Origin of the sequence: Methylobacterium variabile, from assembly GCF_001043975.1 — a bacterium.
Classification (GTDB): domain Bacteria; phylum Pseudomonadota; class Alphaproteobacteria; order Rhizobiales; family Beijerinckiaceae; genus Methylobacterium; species Methylobacterium variabile.
The window spans coordinates 1-20215 of the sequence record NZ_LABY01000184.1 but is presented as its reverse complement, the minus strand read 5'-3'; the positions used below and the strand labels follow the sequence as shown (position 1 = coordinate 20215).

18 protein-coding genes are annotated in these 20215 nt (G+C 66.6%); 15 read left to right on the top strand and 3 right to left on the bottom strand.

The window, feature by feature from the left end; all coding sequences use genetic code 11:
* The first annotated feature begins 7 nt into the window (after window positions 1–7).
* From VQ02_RS24780 to VQ02_RS24760, 5 genes are all read left to right on the top strand, one after another.
* Window positions 8–1102: an enolase C-terminal domain-like protein gene (locus tag VQ02_RS24780; RefSeq protein WP_209437060.1), complete on the top strand. Its 1095-nt coding sequence runs from the start codon at window positions 8–10 to the stop codon at window positions 1100–1102.
* On the top strand, window positions 1086–2111 hold the full coding sequence (locus VQ02_RS24775) for a hypothetical protein (protein WP_083469426.1): 1026 nt from the start codon (window positions 1086–1088) through the stop codon (window positions 2109–2111). The genes VQ02_RS24780 and VQ02_RS24775 overlap by 17 nt, the downstream gene beginning before the upstream one ends.
* Before the next feature lie 17 nt (window positions 2112–2128).
* Complete coding sequence (locus VQ02_RS24770) at window positions 2129–2788, top strand: gluconate 2-dehydrogenase subunit 3 family protein (RefSeq protein WP_048446903.1); 660 nt, start codon at window positions 2129–2131, stop codon at window positions 2786–2788.
* A gap of 16 nt (window positions 2789–2804) precedes the next feature.
* Window positions 2805–4505 (top strand): GMC family oxidoreductase, encoded by a 1701-nt coding sequence (locus VQ02_RS24765; RefSeq protein ID WP_048446902.1) that lies wholly within the window; start codon window positions 2805–2807, stop codon window positions 4503–4505.
* 588 nt (window positions 4506–5093) lie between these two features.
* The gene (locus VQ02_RS24760; protein ID WP_048446943.1) at window positions 5094–5987 is read left to right on the top strand and encodes an SDR family oxidoreductase; all 894 of its coding nucleotides are present in this window, start codon (window positions 5094–5096) and stop codon (window positions 5985–5987) included.
* Window positions 5988–6024: 37 nt separating this feature from the next.
* Here the strand turns inward: VQ02_RS24760 and VQ02_RS24755 are convergent, their stop codons facing one another.
* The gene (locus VQ02_RS24755) at window positions 6025–6729 is read right to left on the bottom strand and encodes a class I SAM-dependent methyltransferase (RefSeq protein WP_048446901.1); all 705 of its coding nucleotides are present in this window, start codon (window positions 6727–6729) and stop codon (window positions 6025–6027) included.
* Window positions 6719–7183 carry an Rrf2 family transcriptional regulator gene (locus tag VQ02_RS24750; RefSeq protein ID WP_048446900.1) on the bottom strand — a complete coding sequence of 155 codons (465 nt, stop codon included), beginning with the start codon at window positions 7181–7183 and terminating at the stop codon, window positions 6719–6721. The genes VQ02_RS24755 and VQ02_RS24750 overlap by 11 nt, the downstream gene beginning before the upstream one ends.
* A 129-nt stretch (window positions 7184–7312) precedes the next feature.
* Between VQ02_RS24750 and VQ02_RS24745 the strand changes: the two genes are divergently transcribed.
* Window positions 7313–7948, top strand: coding sequence for a glutathione S-transferase family protein (locus VQ02_RS24745; protein WP_048446899.1), 636 nt, complete (start codon window positions 7313–7315; stop codon window positions 7946–7948).
* 2 nt (window positions 7949–7950) lie between these two features.
* Entirely contained in the window at window positions 7951–8136 is a 186-nt protein-coding gene (locus VQ02_RS24740; RefSeq protein WP_048446898.1) for a type 2 periplasmic-binding domain-containing protein, read from the top strand.
* Window positions 8137–8773: 637 nt separating this feature from the next.
* Here the strand turns inward: VQ02_RS24740 and VQ02_RS24735 are convergent.
* Window positions 8774–9955: a Fic family protein gene (locus VQ02_RS24735; protein ID WP_083469433.1), complete on the bottom strand. Its 1182-nt coding sequence runs from the start codon at window positions 9953–9955 to the stop codon at window positions 8774–8776.
* 467 nt (window positions 9956–10422) lie between these two features.
* Here VQ02_RS24735 and VQ02_RS36020 point away from each other — a divergent pair.
* From VQ02_RS36020 to VQ02_RS24700, 8 genes are all read left to right on the top strand, one after another.
* Window positions 10423–11369, top strand: a protein-coding gene (locus VQ02_RS36020; RefSeq protein WP_425339925.1) for an IS630 family transposase whose coding sequence is annotated in 2 segments (ribosomal slippage) — window positions 10423–10762 and window positions 10762–11369 — 948 coding nt in all. Because the reading frame shifts where the segments join, the coding sequence is not laid out codon by codon here.
* Window positions 11370–12183: 814 nt separating this feature from the next.
* Window positions 12184–12447, top strand: coding sequence for a hypothetical protein (locus VQ02_RS37535; RefSeq protein WP_157080796.1), 264 nt, complete (start codon window positions 12184–12186; stop codon window positions 12445–12447).
* A gap of 102 nt (window positions 12448–12549) precedes the next feature.
* Window positions 12550–13512, top strand: a complete 963-nt coding sequence (locus VQ02_RS24715; RefSeq protein WP_048446894.1) for a mechanosensitive ion channel family protein — start codon at window positions 12550–12552, stop codon at window positions 13510–13512.
* Complete coding sequence (locus VQ02_RS24710) at window positions 13509–14828, top strand: DUF2254 domain-containing protein (RefSeq protein WP_048446893.1); 1320 nt, start codon at window positions 13509–13511, stop codon at window positions 14826–14828. Before VQ02_RS24715 ends, VQ02_RS24710 begins: the two co-directional genes overlap by 4 nt.
* Before the next feature lie 48 nt (window positions 14829–14876).
* Window positions 14877–16790, top strand: a complete 1914-nt coding sequence (locus tag VQ02_RS24705; protein ID WP_048446892.1) for a potassium transporter Kup — start codon at window positions 14877–14879, stop codon at window positions 16788–16790.
* A 918-nt stretch (window positions 16791–17708) separates the two neighbouring features.
* Window positions 17709–17954 (top strand): recombinase family protein, encoded by a 246-nt coding sequence (locus VQ02_RS37530; RefSeq protein ID WP_157080795.1) that lies wholly within the window; start codon window positions 17709–17711, stop codon window positions 17952–17954.
* Window positions 17955–18368: 414 nt separating this feature from the next.
* A complete protein-coding gene (locus tag VQ02_RS36015; RefSeq protein ID WP_083469432.1) occupies window positions 18369–18560 on the top strand; it encodes a type II toxin-antitoxin system ParD family antitoxin in 192 nt (63 codons plus the stop codon).
* Window positions 18557–20215 (top strand): PAS domain S-box protein (locus VQ02_RS24700; protein WP_048446941.1); only part of this gene is annotated, 1659 nt, incomplete at its 3' end. The genes VQ02_RS36015 and VQ02_RS24700, both read left to right, overlap by 4 nt.

The window sequence follows — 20215 nt, the reverse complement described above, 5'->3', positions numbered from 1 at the left end:
GACGACGATGCGGGGCCCCCCCACGATCCGGGCAGTGCGAGCACGGGCTTACACCGTTCCCACTGACGCGCCGGAGGCCGACGGGACCTATGCCTGGGACAGGACGACGCTCGTCGTCGTCCATGTCGAGGCTGGGCCTGAGACCGGCCTCGGCTACAGCTACACCGAGGCGAGCGTCGCCCGGCTGATCGAGACGATGCTGGCTCCGCGGCTCACCGGCCTCTCCGCCCTCGATATCCCGCAAGCCGGCGAGGTTCTGTGGGGGGCGGTGCGCAATGTCGGCCGCTCCGGGCTCGCGGCGAGCGCGATCTCGGCCCTCGACACCGCCCTATGGGACCTGAAGGCGCGCCTCCTCGGCCTGCCTCTCGCGACCCTTTTCGGCCGGGCGCGGGAGCGCGCCGTGATCTACGGCAGCGGCGGCTTCACGGCTTACGACGACCGGCAGCTCTGCGCGCAACTCGGGGCCTTCGTCGCGCGCGACGGCTGCCGAGCTGTGAAGATGAAGATCGGCAGCGAGCCCGAGCGCGATCCCGCCCGGATGGCGGCGGCGAAGGGGGCGATCGGCGACGCGACGCTGTTCATCGACGCCAACGGCGCCTTCACTCCGAAGCGGGCCCTCGCGATGGCGCGGGAGGCCGAGCCGTTCGGCGTCGCCTGGTTCGAGGAGCCGGTGACGAGCGACGATCCCGACGGGATGGCGTTCGTCCGCGCGGCGGCACCCGCCGGCATGGAGATCGCCGCGGGCGAGTACGCCTACACCCTCGACGACCTGCACTGCCTGATCCGCGCCGGCGCGGTCGACGTGGCGCAGGCGGATGTGACCCGCTGTGGCGGCTATAGTGGCTTCCTCAAGATGGCGGCGCTCTGCGAGGCGGCGCATCTCGACCTGTCGGGTCACTGCGCCCCCGCCCTGCACCTGCCCGTCGCGGTGGCGGTCGCTCGCTTCCGGCACCTTGAATGGTTCCACGACCACGTCCGCATCGAGCGGATGCTGTTCGAGGGGGCACCGGTGCCTCACGAGGGCGCCATTACCCCCGACCTGTCCCGGCCGGGCCACGGCCTCACCCTGAAGAACCGGGACGCCGATGCCTACGCCGTCTGATCGCGGTCCCGGCTCCGGCTCGGTCCTCAAGCGCCGCGTCGCCCCGGTGCGGGTCGAGGCGGCGATCCATCCGGTGGTCGTGCTCGCGGCGGTCGCGGCCGCGGCCGGCCTGCTGACCTGGTTCGCCGCCGGGCGCTCGAAGCGTCTCGGTCCAGCTCCGTCGGAGGGGCGCCGCTACGCCCCGCGCGGGAGCGCCGTGACCGCGAGCGCGGCGCAACGCCTCAACCACGCTTCCTCGATGCTCGCCGCCTCGGTGCTGTTCGATTCCGGCCTCGAGCATTACCGCGGCCAGTTCTTCAATAGGGTGATGTACACGCCGATCATCGTGTCGAGCATCACCTTCGCCTCGTCCCTGCACGGAGCCGGAGACACCGATCCCGGCTCGTCACGGGTTCGGCACGCGGCGCAGGCGCTCGCCGGCCTCACCGGGCTGATCGGTTTCGGTTACCACGCCTACAATGTCGGCAAGCGCGAGGGCGGGTACTCGTTCCAGAACCTGTTCTACTCAGCCCCGATCGGCGCCCCGATGGCGCTGACGCTCGCCGGCCTCCTCGGCGTCGTCGCCGAGCGGGTGCGCGACGCCAATCCCCAGGCCCCCCGCCTCGGCGGCCTGCCGGCCGGGCGGGTGCTGGCGCTCGCCACCGCCGGGATGCTCGCCGGCACGACCCTGGAGGCCGGGCTTCTGCATTTCCGCGGCGCCTTCCAGAACCCGGCGATGTTCGTGCCCGTCACCCTGCCGCCGCTGGCGGCCGCCCTTCTCGTCCGCGCTGCCGGCAAGCCCGAGGGCGCGAGCCAGGTCGGCGCAACCTGGGGGATGTGGGCGGTCTCGGCGATGGGCATCGGCGGCGTCGCCTTCCACGCTTACGGCGTCGCCCGGATGATGGGCGGCTTCGACAACTGGCGCCAGAATTTGATCGACGGGCCGCCGCTGCCGGCCCCGCCCTCCTTCTCCGGTGTGGCGCTCGGCGGCCTCGCCGCCCTCGAACTCCTCGAGCATCGCCCGTTCTAGCCCTCGACGAGGCCCGCATGCTGCCGCGAAAAGACCTGTATCCGGGCTACGACGTGCTGGCGAAGCGCGATGGTCCGTCCTGGAACGCCAAGACCCGCGCCGTCCTCGATGAGCGGTTGGGTCTCGGCCCGCAGACGCGCCGCTTCTTCGACGAGGCCGAGTGGTCGACCCTGACGGCGCTCGCGGAGCGCATCGTGCCGCAGCCGGCCGACCGGTCGGACCCGGTGCCGGTCGCCGCGCTCGTCGACGACAAGCTCGCGAGCGGCCGGCAGGACGGCTACCGCGATGCCGGGATGCCCGACGAGCGTGAGGCGTGGCGGCGGGGCCTGCGGGCGCTCGACGCGGAGGCGCGGGCGCGGTTCGGCGCGTGCTTCCACGACCTCAATGCCTGGGCTCAGGACGAGCTCCTGAAACTTGCCGAGGCCGGCGCGCTGACCGACCCGGCCTGGGACGGCATGCCTTCGACGCTGTTCTTCAAGCACCGCGTCCTCGGCGACGTGACGAAGGCCTACTACGCCCATCCGACCGCCTGGAACGAGATCGGCTGGGGCGGCCCGGCGAGCCCGCGCGGCTACGTGCGGATGGGTTTCGATCGCCGCGACCCATGGGAGGCCGCCGAGGCGAAGCCCGACCGCGAGGCCGAGGCCTTCGCAGAGAACCTCCGGGTCGGTGATTGAGGATGGATTGACGGACATGCGCATCCCCGGCCTCGGCAACGCCGCCGACAACCCGCAGCACGGCACGCCCGGCGACGATCCCGAGCACCATCCCCGCGCCCGCGACGGCCGCGCGCCCAACGTGATGCGGATCGGCGAGTGGGTGCCGATGCGCCAGCACCGCGACGAGGACGAGGTCGATTTCGCCATCGTCGGCACCGGCGCGGGCGGTGGCACACTGGCCTGCCGGCTCGCCGAATACGGCTTCTCGGTCGTCGCCTTCGATGCCGGCCCGTATTTCCGGCCGCTGGAGGATTTCGCCTCCGACGAGAGCCACCAGTCGAAACTGTACTGGACCGACGAGCGTATCGTCGATGGCGAGAACCCGCTGCAGATGGGCTCGAACAATTCTGGCAAGGCGGTCGGCGGCTCAACCGTGCATTACGCCATGGTGGCCCTGCGCTTCCGGCCGGAATGGTTCAAGGCGCGCACGCTGATGGGCTACGGCGCCGACTGGCCGATCGACTGGCGCGAGATGTGGCACTACTACGACCAGGTTGAGGACGACCTGAAGATCTCAGGCCCCGTCTCCTATCCGTGGGGGCCGCATCGCCGCCGCTACCACCGCCGCGCACACGAGGTCAACGCGGCCGCCAAGGTGCTCGCCCGCGGCGCCGAAGCGATGGGCATCGACTGGACGCCGACGCCGCTCGCCACGATCTCGGCCCCCCGCGGGGACGCGCCACCTTGCGTCTATCGCGGCTTCTGCACGCTGGGCTGCTCGACCAACGCCAAGCAGAGCGTGCTCGTCACCTACCTGCCCCGAGCCCTGAAAGCTGGTGCCGAGATTCGCGACCTCGCGATGGTCGGGCGGATCGAGACCCGGAACGGGCGCGCCACCGGCGTGCACTATCACCGCGAGGGCCGCTGGCGGTTCCAGCGGGCGAAGAACGTCGTGGTGGCGGGCTACGCCATCGAGACGCCGCGGCTGCTCCTGATGTCGGCCAATCAGGAGTTCCCGGACGGGCTCGCCAATTCCTCCGGTCTCGTCGGCAAGAACCTGATGGTTCAGGGCAACCAGGCGGTCTGGGGCGTCTTCGACGAGGAGATCCGCAGCTACAAGGGCCCGCCCTCGCTCGCGATCTCCGAGCACTGGAACTACGACGACGAAGGCCGCGGTGCCTTCGCAAAAGACTTCTTCGGCGGCTATTCCTACATGAGCCAGGGTCCACTGCCGCAGCTCTGGGCCAACACCCAGGCTTCCGCGCGCGGCCTGTGGGGCGAGGCATTGGTCGCCGAGATGCAGCGATACAATCACGTCGCCGGCCTGAAAGTCGTTTCCGAGTACATGCCGCAGGAGCGCAACCGGGTTACGCTCTCGGATGTCGAGGACCAATACGGCCTGCCGGTAGCTCGGATCACCTATTCGTGGTGCGACAACGACAAGGCCCTGAACCGGCACGCGCTCAAGTTCCTGCGCCAGGCCCTGGAAGCTGCCGGCGGCCGCGAGGTCTGGGATCAGAGCGACGACACCTGCCACCTCAACGGCACCGCCCGGATGGGCCACGACCCACGCACTTCGGTCGTCGACGCCGATTGCCGCTCCTGGGACATCCCCAACTTGTGGATTTGCGATGGCTCGGTCTTCCCAACAGTAGGCGGAGTCAATCCATCGCTCACTGTCCAAGCGGTCGCTTTGCGTACGGCAGACCGAATCTTTGCGACCCGGGCAACATGACGGCGGCATTCGTACCAGACAAGGTTTTGCGTGGACGCGTTCGACGGCCTGGAAGCGCGGCCAGCATCGCGTATTTAGGGGACACAATCTCCCGTGCACGCTCTTCTCAGACCATTGAGAGAGGCCGCCGAGGAGCGCGCCCACCTCGAAGAGTAGTTGCAGCAGGCCTAGAAGATGGAGACCGTCGGCCAGCTGACCGGAGGCCTGGCGCACGATTTCGACAACCTGCTCGCCGGCATCTCGGGCTCGCTGGAGCTGATGCAGACCCGGATAACTCAGGGAAGGCTGACCGACATCGACCGCTACATGACCGCGGCGCAAGGTGCCTCGAAGCGTGCCGCGGTGCTCACCCACCGCCTTCTCGCGCCGCCAGACGTTCGACCCATGGGATTTGGTAGGGTTGTTAGCCTCCGGGGCTTCCTTCTGGTCACGGCGGAGGGACCGGTTCTCGATCCTCGTCCGCGGTTGTCCCGGAACCTACGGTACTGCCGGGGACTTGCCAGGGCCCGGGACGGCATCCTCCTCTCGACGCGTCGCGAGCCAACCCGGTGCAAGCCGGCGCCAAAGGACAGCCTCATGACCGATGCCGTGGACCAGCGCCTGACGATGCAGGACCCCCGTACCCAGTACCCGCAGCCGCCGTTCAAGCGACAGCCGCAGGAGGCGCCGGGCCTCGCTCAGGCCATGCACCCGAAGCCCGACCACGGCGAGACCAGCTATAGGGGCCACGGGCGTCTGACCGGCCGCAAGGCACTGGTGACGGGTGCCGATTCCGGGATCGGGCGCGCAGCCGCCATCGCCTTCGCGCGCGAGGGCGCCGACGTGGCGCTCAGCTTCGTCGAGGAGGAGATGCCGGACGCGCAGGAGGTCGCCAAGCTGATCGAGGCCGAAGGCCGCAAGGCGGTGCTCCTGCCCGGCGACATCACCGACAAGGCGTTCTGCGAGACGCTCGTCCGGAAGGCAGTGGCCGATCTCGGCGGCCTCGATATCTTGGTCAACAACGCCGGCAAGCAGACCAACCAGAAGGACATCGGCGATATCACCGACGAGCAGTTCGACCGGACGCTGAAGACCAACCTCTACGCCATGTTCTGGATCACCAAGGCGGCGCTCCCGCACATGCCGGCGGGCGCGTCCATTATCAACACCGCCTCGGTCGTGGCCTACCATCCGCCCCAGATCCTGGTCGACTACGCAACCACGAAGGCCGGCATCGTGGCGTTCTCGAAGGCGCTGGCCAAGCAACAAGTCGCCAAGGGCATCCGTGTGAACGCCGTGGCGCCGGGCCCGTTCTGGACGGCCCTGCAACCCTCGGGCGGCCAGCCGCAGGAGAACGTCGAGAAGTTCGGCTCCGAGGTGCCGCTCGGGCGGCCTGGCCAACCGGTGGAGCTTGCTCCGGTCTACGTGTTCCTGGCAAGCCAGGAGGCGAGCTATGTCACCGGCGAGGTCTACGGCGCCACCGGCGGCAACGGAACGGCGTAGCGCGCTCCCGCTGACGTGGCAGGGCGCCGGCGCGCCTTTACGCCCGTCCGATCCATCCGCGCCACGTGAAGGCGGCGAAGAAGAGTTCGACATCTCGGAAGCCGCCCGCCCGTAGCACGGCGGCATCTGTTTCGGGCGCGAGGGTGTGCAGGTGGGCCTGCACGGCGCTCCGAGCTTTCGCTGCCTGCTCGCCGTCGACGCCGGACGCGACCGCATAGGCCTCGTACCGCGCGATCCAGCGCGAGCGGCTGTCGTCCTGCGGGAAGCTACCGTGCGCCGCCACGAACGGCGCGCCCGGCTTCAGGCGCCGGTGTATGGCCCGGACGGTGTCCTCGCGCGCTTCCGGGGCGAGGAAGTGGAGGGTGAGCAAGCAGGTCGCCGCGTCGAAGGGACCGTCGGGCGCGTCGTCGATGTAGCCCTCGACGAGGGTCACCCGGTCCATCAGCGGCCCAAGCGTGCGTTCGGCCTGGCGGAGCATTTCCCCCGCCGGGTCGACGCCGACGAACGTCCAGCCGGGATGCGCCTCGGCCAATGCCCGCAGTTCCATTCCCCCTCCGGCTCCGAGCACCAGCACCCGCGCATCGGCCGGCGCGTGCTCGGCCAGCAGGATGCCGGTCATCCTGTGCAGGGCCTCGAAGCCGGGTACGAAGCGGGGTGGCCCGTCGGCATACCGTGCGGCGGCCTCCGGGTCCGAGAAGGCAGCCACGAAGTTCATCGGTTCAGGCTGCGCGCTATGCGTCATCAGATGGGGCCTCCCGCCCGCACGGTCCGCGCTTGGCCAAGCGCGCATGGAAATCGGCGCTGAGACGCGCCAGCGTGACGTCACCCAGACGCGAGAGCAGCAGGGCCTCGGCATCCCGGAAAGCGCCCGCCAGGGCGGCGTTGACCGCCTGCTCGACAAGGCAGATCGGCTCCTCGCTCCGGTGCCCCATCGCGAACACCTCCGGCGAGCCCAAGGCGACGTAGACGTCGTGCAGGGTCACCCGGTCGAGATCGCAGGCGATGGCCCAGCCGCCGCCGTGCCCCTTCCCGGACGTGACGAGCCCCAGGTCGCGCAGGCCTGCCATCGTCCGGCGAACCACGACCGGGTTGGTCCCCATCATCAGCGCCAGCCGCTCGGACGTCACCGGTCCGTCGGCCTCCGCCATGTGGAGGAGGACGTGCAGCACGCCCGACAATCTGCCATCTCGCCTCATGAAACTTATGATGTTTCATGAGATGGGACTCTGTCAACTGGAGCCGGACCGGGATGCTCGGTCCGGCGCCGCCCGCCCTAGTTCAGGCCTCAGGGAGCAACCCAATCCACCCTGACCGAGGCACCCGCCATGATCACGCTCTACACCTGGTCGACCCCGAACGGCCGCAAGATCCCGATCATGCTGGAGGAGTGCGGTCTGCCGTACTCGGTCGTGCCGGTGAACATCGGCAAGGACGAACAGTTCGCCCCCGAGTTCCTGAGAGTCTCGCCGAACAACAAGATCCCGGCCATCGTCGACGACGGCGCGGAGGGCGGTCCGCTCTCGGTGTTCGAGAGCGGCGCGATCCTCACCTACCTCGCAGAGAAGACCGGACGCTTTCTCGCGCCGTCGGGTCCAGCCCGGTACAAGGCCCTGGAGTGGCTTCACTGGCAGGTCGGCGGACTCGGTCCGATGCTGGGCCAGCTCGGATTCTTCGCGGTACGCTCGGACGAGAAGGCGCCGCTGGCCATCAAGCGGTTCACTGATGAGGCCGACCGCCTGCTGCGCGTGATGGACAAGCGCCTCGGTGAAGGACCCTACTTGGCGGGCGCGGACTACTCCATAGCCGACATCGCCTGCTACGCCTGGACGCTGGCGACCACGACGTTCCTTCAGGAGCCGCTCGAGGACACGTTGGGCGCGGTGCCGAAAGTGCATGCTTGGCTGGAGCTGGTCGGCGAGCGTCCGGCGGTCAAGCGTGGCATGCAAGTACCCAGAACCTAACGGTGGCCCTGGACCGGGGCGACTTCTTGTGCCTGCTGCCGCGCTGGTACGCCGATGCCGGTGTGATCTCCCTCTGCTTCGCCTCGCGCGTCTATCTGGTGGTGAAGGTGCGAGCCTTCGGTGACTGGGTGAGCGAGGCGTCCAAGGCGGGACGTGTAGCAGAGCGGTTCGCCGGCAGCCTGAGATAGGTCGAATCGCTCGTATGGCTCCCCGGCATAACGGGCCACGACATGCTGATGTCGTGGCCACCGTTTTCAGGTCCGCTTCCCTCTACTGAGCGGACTTCTGGGCTGGGACGGTTGAGAGTCTGCAAAGGGCCGATTGTGTTGAAAAACTCCAGCGCCGGCAGAAGCAGCACCCTACACAAAGCGCACGTAGAAGAAATTTCTATGTGAGGCAGCTTTGCTGTGTGCAAGCGGACACTCTCAGCGCCAACAGAAGATGGATTTCCTCCTAGTTGGAGCATGAGACGAGGCCGCAGGCGCCGTATCCGAGTTTTTCAACAAAATCGGCCACTGCCGGACCCTCCCCTGCCCCGGCAGATATCCTGCCGTAGCACGCAGGGCCGTGACGATGTCGCGGTGAAGCAGGAGCATCCATCCCACACAAACCTTCGAAGGCGCCGACCGAACCGCCCGCATAGTGTCGAAGTCGCACCTCGGTTCGTTCGGCTTTGCGCATTGCCGGACGCCCTTGTCGTCATCGGCCCCCCCTCCCCTGCCCCCGCAGGAAACCTGCCGCCGCACGCAGGGCCGACGCAAAGCAGCGGAAGCCGAACATAGTGACGCTTTGGAGACGCAAGGCGTGAGCCTTAGATGGCGTTGATTAGGCGGTTGGGAGCGGATCGGTGCCTTCGCTAAGGATGGCGAGGTAGCGGCGATAACCGAAGACTCGGCCGCGCCGGCGGCCGGTCACCTCTTCGACGATGCCGAGCCGCTGGAGGTCAGCGAGCGCCGCGTTGACCGTCGGCGAGGACAGCCCCGTCTTTTCGACGAGCTGATTGCTCGTCACATACGGGTTCTGCTGCATGAGGTCGTGAATCCGAAGCGCCGAGCCAGCTCGCTCGCTCTGGGCTGTGATGAGCTCGCGGTCCTGCTTGAACAGATCAACGATGCGCCTCGCTGCGTCGAAGGCTTGATTGGCCGTCTCGGCGACACCGTCGAGGAAGAACTCGAGCCAAGCCTCCCAGGAGCCGTGCTCGCGTACCTCCTGCAACAGGCGATAGTAGTCGGTGCGCCGAGTCTTGAGATAAAGGCTCAGGTAGAGAAGTGGCTTCTGCAGCACGCCGTGTACGCAGAGGTAAAGCGTTACGAGGAGGCGGCCGATACGGCCGTTGCCATCAAGGAACGGGTGTATCGTCTCGAACTGAACGTGGAGGAGTCCAGCTTTTATCAAGGCGGGAAGCCTCGACTGTTTCTCGTGCATGAAGGCTTCCAGTGCGCCGAGCGTCGCGTCGAGTTCCGTGACGGGTGGCGGAACGAAGAGGGCATTGCCCGGTCGACTGCCGCCGATCCAGTTCTGCGAGCGCCGAAACTCGCCTGGGCTCTTGGTGCCGCCGCGCCCGCTTTGGAGGAGGCGGGCGTGCATCTCACGGATGAGCCGGAGCGAAAGTGGCAGTTCCTCAAGACGCTCAAGCCCAAACATCATCGCGTCGACGTAGTTAGAGACTTCGCGGATGTCATCGATCGGCTCGCCGGCCTGCGCTTCAGTTTCGAACCGGAGCAGGTCCGAGAGCGTCGACTGCGTACCCTCGATCTGCGACGAAAGAACCGCCTCCTTCCGGACGTACATGTAAAGGAACAGTTCTTGGCGGGGCAGGAGCATGGTGATCCCGTCGAGCCGTCCCAGTGCTCGTTCGGCGACGCTCAGGCGCTCGAGGAGGGAGAGTACGTCGATTGGCGGCTCGGGCGGTAGTGGCGGCGGCACGAAAGCACGGACAACCTCGCCGGCGACAGACGTGTCAAGGAACCGGCCGAACCGACGGTTGGTGGGAGAGATGTCAATCATGCCGCCAACCATGGCCGATAAGCGTTATTAAAGCAACCAGGCCTTTTTTTAAATAAGACCGGCGCTAAGGTAGGCAGCCTTAAATAAGGGACACGCAGCTTTTCCGTTATCACCCAGCGAGGCAGAGGTCGCACTCTGTGGCGGTCGATTGCCGGCATGCTCCCTGCTGCTCCCGCGGAGTGGCTCGTCACCGGGAACAGGTCGAATAACGAAGTGCCGCTTGGAGCCTGCGAGTTCTATGGGTGGCAGGGGGGATTGGCGCAGCTTCTTAGATCAGTCAGACGGCCTTAGCGGAGCACGGAGGCCTGGGCCGCAAGTGACGCCAACCGAGCGGCCAACGGACGGCAATCTGGTATCTGCTAGAGCATTTGCCGTTCAGGTAGAAACGGCTTCGCTTGGCTGAGAACAGCGACGCTTCTACGTATGTGTCATCTGTTGGTGATCAAGCCTGTGGCGTTGGAGGAGCCGTGCCGGCCGCCCTGTCCGTTGATCTTCGTCGTCGCGTTGTCGCTGCGCTGGAGGAGGGCCTGTCCTGCTCGCAAGTCGCCGAGCGGTTCGGCGTCAGCCCGGCGAGCGCCAGCCGCTGGCGGGCCCGGCTGAGCCGCCAGGGCTCGCTGGCGGCCGACCCGATGGGAGGAGACCGTCGCTCGGCCGATCTCGAGGAGCACGCTTCGGTTCTCCTCGATCAAGTCACGCGGACGCCCGACCTGACCCTAGCCGAGATGAAGGGGCGTCTGTCGCGGCGTGGGATCAATACCTCTCTCAGTGCGATCACCCGCCTGCTGACGCGTCACGGCCTGACATATAAAAAAAGACGGCGCATGCTGCGGAGCAGCAGCTTCCGGATGTGAAGGAAGTCCGCGAGGCGTGGTTTGAGGACCAACTTGATCTGGACCCGGAGCGGTTGGTGTTCGTGGATGAAACCGGGGTCACGACCAAGATGGCGCGCCTGCGCGGGCGGGCTCCCCACGATCAACGCTGCCGGATGGCGGTGCCGCACGGGTCCCGGGTGAGCACCACCCTGGTGCTGGGCTTGCGCAGTGACGGGCTGGTGGCGCCGCTCATCCGTCGCGGTGCCATGACGGGAGCCGCCTTCCTAGCCTACGTGCAGCAGGACTTGGCGCCGACCTTGCGCCCGGGCGACACGCTGATCCTCGACAACCTGCAGGCCCACAAGGTGGCGGGTGCACGCGAGGCGGTCGCGGCGGTGGGAGCGCGGATCCTGTACGTTCCCGCCTACTCGCCGGACTTCAATCCGATCGAGCAGGTCTTTGCCAAGATCAAGGCGCTGCTGCGCAAGGCGGCAGCCCGCAGCGAGGAGGCGCTGCATCGGGCGGTCCAGCGCATCCTGCGCTGCTTCAAGCCGCGCGAGTGCCGCCGCATCATCGCCGCAGCCGGCTATGATGCCGACTGAGCCATAAGCGAGACTATTTCTATCTGAACGGAAAATGCTCTAGGCGTAAGAACGTCTGCGCCTGTGGCCCATGCTGAGAAGGAATTGTAGTCTGCGCGAGCAGCCAGCAATCGACAGGCAAGCCTTTGCCAGCCGATGTAGTTCCCATCTGCACCATCGAACCGGCGGGCGACAGGTGCCGCGACGGCAGCAGTCCACCAGCGGTGGTCCAGATCGAGAAATCCTGAATTTTTGCTGAACAATCTCGCCAGGCGCACGATTGTGACCGAGTTCCGTGTCCGCGAGGTAGGTAGCGGACAGTTGCCGGGCTTGCCGACCAAGCTGGATTAAGGGAGGTCGTCCATGTCCAAATCCCCATCCTGAGTGCGTTCGTGCTCAGTTACATCGCGGCTCCCGTCCGTGCCTAGAACCCGACATCACCGGTGACCACGATGGCTTCATCTTCGGACATGAGAATGAAGATGATCAACACGGCGATGGTCAAACTAAAATACGCAACCCTCTAAACTGCCAATTTGGTGGCGTTGAAGCTCGCCGGAGTCACGGTTTATAATAACAAGAACGAAATTGTCGACGAGATAAAGGATTTTGTCAGCGACAGACATAAACGATCAGCGTTGATGTCGGTGTGGATAGTTTAATTAGCTTGTGCAAGAGCTGCGTTGTGCTTGATACATTAACTCTAGCCATCAGCAACAAGGACGACAAATGAGCTGTTCACGCTGACACAGACAAAGACACACTCAAGAACGCACCGAAGTTTGAGTGCTCGAAGAAGAAAAGCTGAGACATCCCGAAGACAGGAGACGCCTTTATGAAACGCACGATTGTCGCCACCGCATTGCTCGCCGGCCTCGGCTTCTGCTCGCTGGCCGTGCCATCGCAGGCCATGCCCGCCGCGCCTGCCAGCATGACGAGCGGGGCCAATGTCAACCTCGTCCAGGTCCGCTCGTCCCGTCGTCACATGCGTCGCCACCGGATGCAGCAGGGATCTGCAAGCCGCGGCAATGCCGGGATGCCGTCGCGCGGAGCGAGGGCCCAGCAATACGGTCAGACCACCGGCGGTCCTCGCCGCTGACTGTCAGGAACAGTCGTTGAGAACGATGTTCGCCGTATTGGATTAAAGCGCCGCCGGATGCCAGCCATGCGTCCGGCGGTTCTCTCATGATCATGAGTAGCCATGATATTCTCGGAAGCTCTCGAGCGGCTGGAGCAGCTCGGTCGTGCAAGCGTCGCCCTTTTGCCGGGTCTCGCCGTCGCCCTCGTCCTGTTCGGCTTCGGCTTGCTCGTTGCCCGTGGAGTCAGGGCTGGCGTGCGCCGAGCCGCCGCTTTGCGCGACGCCTCGCCCGGATCCGCCGCGGTGCTCGGGCGCATCGCCGGCGGGGTGACCATCCTGGTGTCGTTCCTCGTCGCCGCCTCAGTAGCATTCCCATCGGTCTCGGCCGCCGACCTGTTCAACCTGCTCGGCATCGGCGGCGTGGCGATCGGCTTTGCCTTCCGCGACGTGCTCCAGAACCTGCTCGCCGGCATCCTGATCCTGCTGACGCGTCCCTTCGTCATCGGCGACCAGATCCGGGCCGGCTCGCACGAGGGGACGGTCGAAGATGTCTGGGTCCGCGCCACGGTGCTGCGCACCTACGACAATCAGCGCGTGCTGATCCCGAACGCCACCCTGTTCGTCGACAAGATCACGGTCATCACCGCGCACGAGAAGCGCCGGCTCGCCTTCCCGTTGACGATCGGCAACGGCGACGACATCCGCGAAGCGCGCCGTGTCATCGTTGAGGCTTTGCGCGCCACCGACGGGGTGCTCGCCAACCCTCCACCGGAGGCGCTGGTCACGGGCCTCGGAGCAGCCGGCGTCGACATGACGGCCCGGCTGTGGATTGATCCGCCCCGGCGCCGGGACGCCGTCGATGCGCTCGACCACGCCATCGCCAACGTGAAGGAGGCGCTGACGGCCGCCGGCATCGACCTGCCCTACCCGACGAGCCAGGTGCTCCTGCACGACCAGACGGAGGAGACGGACGGCGACCGCGCCCGCCAGCGCGAGGGCTGGCCCGCGGGGACGAGCCCGCCGCGCCCCCGGTGGCGGGTGCAGCGGGAGGACGAGGCCGCCCGACCTGAGGAGGAGCGGGTTTGAGGTCGCGCCTGCGGGCGTGGGTTGAGGCCCTGGGTGACCAGTTCTGGCTGCGCCCGGCCTTCGTCGTCCTCGGCTGCCTGGGGCTGGCGCAGCTCGCGGTCTGGCTCGAGACAGCCCGCATCTCCGGCTACGACGCTTCCTCGCCGGACGCGAATTGGGGCTATTCGGGCGGCGCCGAGGGCGCGCGGGCGCTCCTCAGCGCGGTTGCCTCCTCCACCATTGGCGTGGCGGGCACGACCTTCTCCATCACCATCGCGGCGCTGACGCTCGCCTCCAACCAGATGGGACCGCGGCTGCTGCGCAACTTCGTGCGCGACGCCCGCAACCAGCTCGTGCTCGGCATCTTCCTCGGTACATTCGCCTATTCGCTGATGGTCCTGCGCACAGTCCGCACAGTGCAGGAGAGTCCCTTCGTTCCGCACCTCGCGATCAGTGGGGCCATCGCGCTCGCGCTGGTCTCGCTCGCCACCCTGGTCTGGTTTGTCCACCACATCGCCACCAGCATCAACGTCGAGACGGTGGTCGACGCCGTCCACCACGACCTCTGCGAGGCCGTGGAGGCACGGACCCTTGAAGCGCCGGATATGACGGCTCCGCGCGAGACCCCGGGTGGTGCTCCCGTGGCGGCGGCGCAGGGCGGCTACCTTCAGGCGGTCGATGCCGACAGTCTGGCCGATTGGGCGCGGGACCGCGGGACCGTCGTCGCCTTACGGGTGCGACCGGGGGACTACGTGCCGACGGGCTTCCCGGTCGCGTTCCTGTCCGCTCCCGTCGACGAGGCGGCGGAGGCAGTCGGGCGTGCGCTCATCTTCGGGCGACGTCCGGCCGCCTTGCAAGACCTGGAATACTCGGTGCGGCAGCTGGTTGAGATCGCCGTGCGGGCGCTCTCGCCGGGGATCAACGACCCGATGACGGCGGGAAGCGTCCTCGACCACCTGGGCGATGCGCTCTGCCGTATCGCTCCGCGCTACCTGCCCACCGGAGCGGTCGACCGGGACGGCCGCATCGTGCTCCTCCACCCGGTGACGAACTACGACGGCCTGTGCGATGCCATGTTCCACATGATCCGCCAGAACGCCGCCGGCTCGGTGCACGTGCTCGGTCGCCTGCTCGACGTTCTCTCCCGTGTCGCGGAGGTCGAGCGTTCGACCGATCGCGTCGCGGAGCTACGCCGACACGCGGACTTGGCCGTGGCCGCGGCACGGCGCACCGTCGACGACCCCCAGGACCTCGCGGATCTCGAGGAACGCCATGCCCGCTTCCTGCGTGCTCAGGAAGGCCGGCCCGCGCGAACGGACCGGCGCCTCGGCCGTTGAATGCCCGGCCCGTCCATCCGTCCTGGGCAGGGCCGCGGGGGGCCGACGATGTCATTAGGATCCGCGACCGAGTTTTCAGCCGCACAGGATCCGCTGCCGGACGAGACCGGGCATGGATCCGGAACCGGCTTCTGGGCACTGACCCTCGGCTCGGTCGGGGTGGTCTACGGCGATATCGGCACGAGTCCGCTCTACGCGCTCAAGGAGTCGCTGCACGCCGCGGCCGGCGGCAGCCACGCGCCCACCCGCGAGATGGTGTTCGGCGTCGTGTCCCTCATCCTCTGGGCTCTCATCCTCATCGTCACGATCAAATACGTGCTGATCGTCATGCGGGCCGACAACGATGGCGAGGGCGGCACGCCCTCGCTCGTGGCCCTGGCGCAGCGGGCGCTCGGCCGGTCTGGCGGCGCTGTGGTCGGACTTGGCATGGTCGGTATTGCCTTGTTCTACGGGGATGCGATCATCACCCCGGCGATCTCCGTGCTCTCGGCCGTCGAGGGGCTGAAGCTCGCCACGCCCGCCTTCGAGCCCTACGTCCTGCCCCTCAGCCTCGCCATCCTGATCGGCCTGTTCGCGGTCCAGAGCCACGGCACGGCGCGCGTGGCGATCGTCTTCGGGCCGCTCACCGCGTTCTGGTTCCTGGTGATGGCCCTCGGCGGGCTGAGCCACATCGCCGACGAGCCCGGCATCGTCGCGGCCTTCAACCCTGCCCACGGGATCGATTTCCTGCTCGGTCACGGCACCGCCGGCCTCCTGGCGCTCGGCGCCGTGTTCCTCGCGGTGACCGGTGCAGAGGCGCTCTACGCCGATATGGGCCATTTCGGGCGCACGCCCATTCGCACGGCCTGGTTCGGCCTTGTGCTGCCCGCCCTCGTCCTCAACTATCTCGGGCAAGGCGCGATGCTGCTCGCCCACCCTGAGCGGATCGAGAACCCGTTCTTCCTGCTCTATCCGTCCTGGGCGCTGCTCCCGATGGTTCTCCTGGCGACGGTCGCGACCATCATCGCCAGCCAGGCGGTGATCACCGGCACCTTCTCGATCACCCAGCAGGCCATGCAGCTCGGCCTCCTGCCGCGCATGCGGGTGCAGCGCACCTCGGAGACCGAGAAGGGACAGATCTACATCCCGCGGGTGAACTGGTGGCTGCTGATCGCCGTCGTGCTCTTGGCGATCCTGTTCAAGTCCTCGAGCGCGCTCGCGGCCGCCTACGGCATCGCGGTGACCGGCGACATGGTCATCACGGCAAGCCTCGTCTTCGTGGTCGCGTGGCGGTACTGGCGCTGGCCCGCCGCCGTCGTGGGCCTCGTGATCGCGCCCTTCCTGCTCATCGAGCTGGTCTTCCTCTCGGCCAATGCCCTCAAGCTGCTCCATGGGGGCTGGGTCCCGCTGACCATCGGCGCCGGGCTGGTGGTGGCAATGTGGACCTGGCGGCGCGGCTCCGCCCTGATCGTCGCGGAGATCCACCGGCGGCGCGTGCCGCTCTCCAACTTCACGCGCATGGCGGAGAGCGGCTCGGTCCTGCGGGCGCCGGGAACGGCCGTGTTCCTGACCGGCACGCCCGGCGACACGCCCGGCGCCTTAATGCACAACGTCAAGCACAACCACGTGCTGCACGCCCGCAACTTCATCCTGCACGTGGTCACCGACGACCTGCCGCGGGTGCAGAGTGCCGGGCGCGTCACGGTCAAGCCGCTCTCGAACGTCTTCTCGTGCGTGACCGTGCGCTTCGGCTTTATGGAGCTGCCCGACCTGCCGCGAGCCCTCGCCGGGGCGGGCTTTGACCCCGACACCCTGTCCTACTTCCTGACTCGGCGGGTGCTCGTTGCCTCGCCGGAGACCGGCATGTCGGTGTGGCAGGACCGCCTCTACATCGCCATGGCGCGGGCGGCGACGGACGCCTCGCGCTACTTTTGCATCCCGGCGGACCGTGCCGTCGAGATTGGGGCGCGGTTCGACATCTGATCCCGTATGCGTTCCCTCGCCTACCCGCCCTAGTGCACTGACACGGACAAACGCGCCATGCGCTCCTCAGCCAACTGCTTGCGATCATAGAGGAATTCGACGCGTGCTGTGTACCTTTTGAAGGCGTCAGTGCACTAGCGGCATACGGTATGAGGCGAGTGACTCCAGTCCGATTGAGCCCATAGAGAACGCCGACGCATGCCTCGCTCCTCGTCTGGAGCGAGCACTACATCAGCTCTGCCGCGCCGCGTGAACCCCAACCATCCGACTCAGCCCAAACCGAAAATGCTCTAGCGCGGCGCTGGCGATCAACACCACGGAGCATGTCACGAAAAGCAGAAAGAGGCGGGCAGCGTGGTATCGGATCGTGGAGGTGCATACTCCTACTTCGTCAGTATGCTGGATAAAACATGATAAATCATTTGTTGTTTCAGGCTCGACTGAATCATTTCACGGCTAGAAACGGAAACCGCGTCATGATGCATAGGCCGAGGGCGGCGCAACGGCAAGATCGTCGGATACGCCAGCCAATCGGCTCAGCAGCGTTAGGCAGAGCAGGCCAAGCAGGGCAACCACCATCACGCCGAGCACTAGGTCAGACGTGCGGACGTCCGATGGCGCCCGTCGGCTCATGTTTGGCCGGCGCAACTTCCGGACTTGCGTGGAACGACGCATAGGCACGGGTCTCCGCCCCTGGCGGCCCGACCATGGGGGGAACCTGCAAGCCCCGCCAAGGGGCCGCACACCTTGACTCTCCTATCTCATCATCGAGCGTGGGGCGCAACGGGCGCTGATGACGCTCGAGCGAAAGTGAGACGGAACACAGTTTCATCCGGGCCTGCTTGCAATGTGGCAAAGGCTGACGTTGAGCGTAGGGCGACTCGTGGCCTTGCCGTGCGAGATGTACAGAGTGGCAGCATGAAAACCGGGATCGATCGCTTCGCAGGCAAGGGGCGCGAGACAAGCATCCGCGTGCGTCAGGAGCGGGCCAAACGACGCGCTGCCGAACTCACTCCTGTCATCGCCGCGTTGCAGGCAGGTGGCGCAGCGACGTTGCAGGCCATTGCCGATGCATTGAACGAGCGCGGAATTCCTACGCCACGAGGATGCCGATGGACCCCCACGCAGGTCAGCCGCCTCCGTGCGCAGGCAGATCAATGGTAGCGGGCCGGGCACAGCCTCCAGACGGAACCCCAGCCCGCCTGTGACGACAGCCGAGCGGCCGAGAGGCGGCAGGCTGGCGTGACCCACCGCGATTTAGGGCTGGAGAGCGCACAATCGAGAGAAGCAGATCCCGCGCTTGAGAAGTGAGTCGTTCGACGAGTGCGGCCATGGTATCAGAGGGGTGGATGAACCGCGGCTCGCTTGTCAGCGACTGTCGGAACGCGTTACTTCCAGCCAGTGACGCGTTCGCGCGCTGGTGCAGACGCTTTTGTCGCTGATTCATCATTGCAACGCCTGGCTCCTATCGCGGCCCGAAACCAGCACCAGAGATCGGCGACGTTCCAGCTGCAGTGCTACGGGTTCTCAAAGTTGGCAATTTTTGACGGTCGGGCCAGGGCGTGGCAGGGTTCGAGCATGTCCAGTACGCCAACCCGTAACGTCGCTCTCACCCCTGTCCTCGAGAACTACATCCAGGCGCAGGTCGCCTCCGGGCACTACTCGAACGCCAGCGAGGTTGTTCGCGCCGGACTGCGCCTGCTGATGGAGCGCGACCACGCTGCGCCGCGCACCCGCCCCACCTCCGCAAAACCGTCATCCGCTCGATGAGCCCTTTGGAAAACGGACCATCCGCCCCGCACGACTTCGAGGCGGATATCCTCGCCATCGAGAGCATCGCGGCCGTACCAACGATCCTGGATGTTGTCTGCCGCACCTCTGGCATGGGCTTTGCCGCCGTTGCGCGCGTCACCGAGGATCGCTGGGTGGCCTGCCAGGTGAAGGACAATATCGCCTTCGGCCTCCAACCCGGTGGCGAGCTGAACGTCGCGACTACCATCTGCAATGAGATCCGCCAAAGCGGCAAGGCTGTGATCATCAGTCACGTCGCCGAGGACCAAGCCTACTGCGGTCATCCGACGCCAGCGATGTACGGCTTCCAAAGTTACATCTCGATGCCGATCGTGCTGCCGGATGGCACCTTCTTCGGGACGCTCTGTGCCATTGATCCGAAGCCGGCACTGCTCGACCGGCCCGAGATCGTCGGTACATTCAAAATGTTTGCCGACCTAATCGCCTTTCATCTCGATGCCCACATCCGGCTGGCGGCCAGCGAGGCGCGCGCGCGTAGCCGTGATGCCAGCACCACCGCGTTGGAGGCCCTGAACAGTGCCCTGACCGAACGGGCCGAGGCACGCACGCAGGAGCGGGACCGGATCTGGCAGGTCAGCCATGACATGCTCGGTGTCGCCGACACCAACGGGGTCTGGCTCAGCATCAACCCGGCCTGGACCACGATCCTCGGCTGGCATGAGGAGGAGGTCGTCGGACGTACCTCCGCATGGCTGGAGCATCCCGACGATCACGAGAAGACCCGCGCCGAGGTGGCCCGGCTGGCTGCCGGATACAACACCCTCGCATTCGAGAACCGCTTCCGCACGCGTGACGGCAGTTACCGGACCCTGTCATGGCGGGCGGTGCCAGCGGAAGGCCGTCTTTACTGCGTGGCCCGCGATGTGACCGAGCAGCGCGAGCGGGCCGTGCTGCTGGAAAAGGCCGAAGAGGCGCTGCGCCAGTCACAAAAACTGGAGGCAGTCGGTCAGCTCACCGGCGGCGTGGCGCACGACTTCAACAACCTCCTGACGATTATCCGCTCGTCCGTCGACTTCCTGCGCCGTCCAAACCTGTCGGAGGAGCGCCGCGCCCGCTACATGGAGGCGGTCTCGGACACGGTCGATCGTGCCGCGAGGCTGACAAGCCAGCTCCTGGCGTTTGCTCGTCGGCAGACGCTCAAACCCGAGGTGTTCGAGGTCCGGCTCGTGCTGCGCGAAATGGCCGACATGCTCGACACAGTCACTGGCTCCCGCATCCGCATCGTCACAGCGCTGCCGGACGAGCCCTGCTTCGTCCGAGCGGACCTCAGCCAGTTCGAGACCGCACTGGTGAACATGGCGGTCAACGCCCGCGACGCCATGAACGGTGAGGGCACGCTCACCCTGCAGCTAATCTGTTCCAGTGTCCTGCCGCCGATCCGCGGCCATGCGGGGGCATCCAGTCCCTTCGCGGCGGTTTCGCTCACCGACACCGGCTCGGGTATCCCGCCCGAGCTTATCGCCCGTGTATTCGAGCCGTTCTTCACCACCAAGGAGGTCGGCAGGGGCACGGGGCTCGGGCTGAGCCAGGTGTTTGGCTTCGCCAAGCAGTCAGGCGGTGACGTCGATGTCGAGAGCAGGCTCGGGCAGGGCACTGAACCGCTCCGGGATTTT

Coding starts and splice junctions, on each gene's coding strand:
- VQ02_RS24780 (WP_209437060.1), top strand. CDS start 8: ATGCGGGGCCCCCCCACGATCCGGGCAGTGCGAGCACGGGCTTACACC.
- VQ02_RS24775 (WP_083469426.1), top strand. CDS start 1,086: ATGCCTACGCCGTCTGATCGCGGTCCCGGCTCCGGCTCGGTCCTCAAG.
- VQ02_RS24770 (WP_048446903.1), top strand. CDS start 2,129: ATGCTGCCGCGAAAAGACCTGTATCCGGGCTACGACGTGCTGGCGAAG.
- VQ02_RS24765 (WP_048446902.1), top strand. CDS start 2,805: ATGCGCATCCCCGGCCTCGGCAACGCCGCCGACAACCCGCAGCACGGC.
- VQ02_RS24755 (WP_048446901.1), bottom strand. CDS start 6,729: ATGACGCATAGCGCGCAGCCTGAACCGATGAACTTCGTGGCTGCCTTC.
- VQ02_RS24750 (WP_048446900.1), bottom strand. CDS start 7,183: ATGAGGCGAGATGGCAGATTGTCGGGCGTGCTGCACGTCCTCCTCCAC.
- VQ02_RS24745 (WP_048446899.1), top strand. CDS start 7,313: ATGATCACGCTCTACACCTGGTCGACCCCGAACGGCCGCAAGATCCCG.
- VQ02_RS24735 (WP_083469433.1), bottom strand. CDS start 9,955: ATGATTGACATCTCTCCCACCAACCGTCGGTTCGGCCGGTTCCTTGAC.
- VQ02_RS37535 (WP_157080796.1), top strand. CDS start 12,184: ATGAAACGCACGATTGTCGCCACCGCATTGCTCGCCGGCCTCGGCTTC.
- VQ02_RS24715 (WP_048446894.1), top strand. CDS start 12,550: ATGATATTCTCGGAAGCTCTCGAGCGGCTGGAGCAGCTCGGTCGTGCA.
- VQ02_RS24705 (WP_048446892.1), top strand. CDS start 14,877: ATGTCATTAGGATCCGCGACCGAGTTTTCAGCCGCACAGGATCCGCTG.
- VQ02_RS37530 (WP_157080795.1), top strand. CDS start 17,709: ATGAAAACCGGGATCGATCGCTTCGCAGGCAAGGGGCGCGAGACAAGC.
- VQ02_RS36015 (WP_083469432.1), top strand. CDS start 18,369: ATGTCCAGTACGCCAACCCGTAACGTCGCTCTCACCCCTGTCCTCGAG.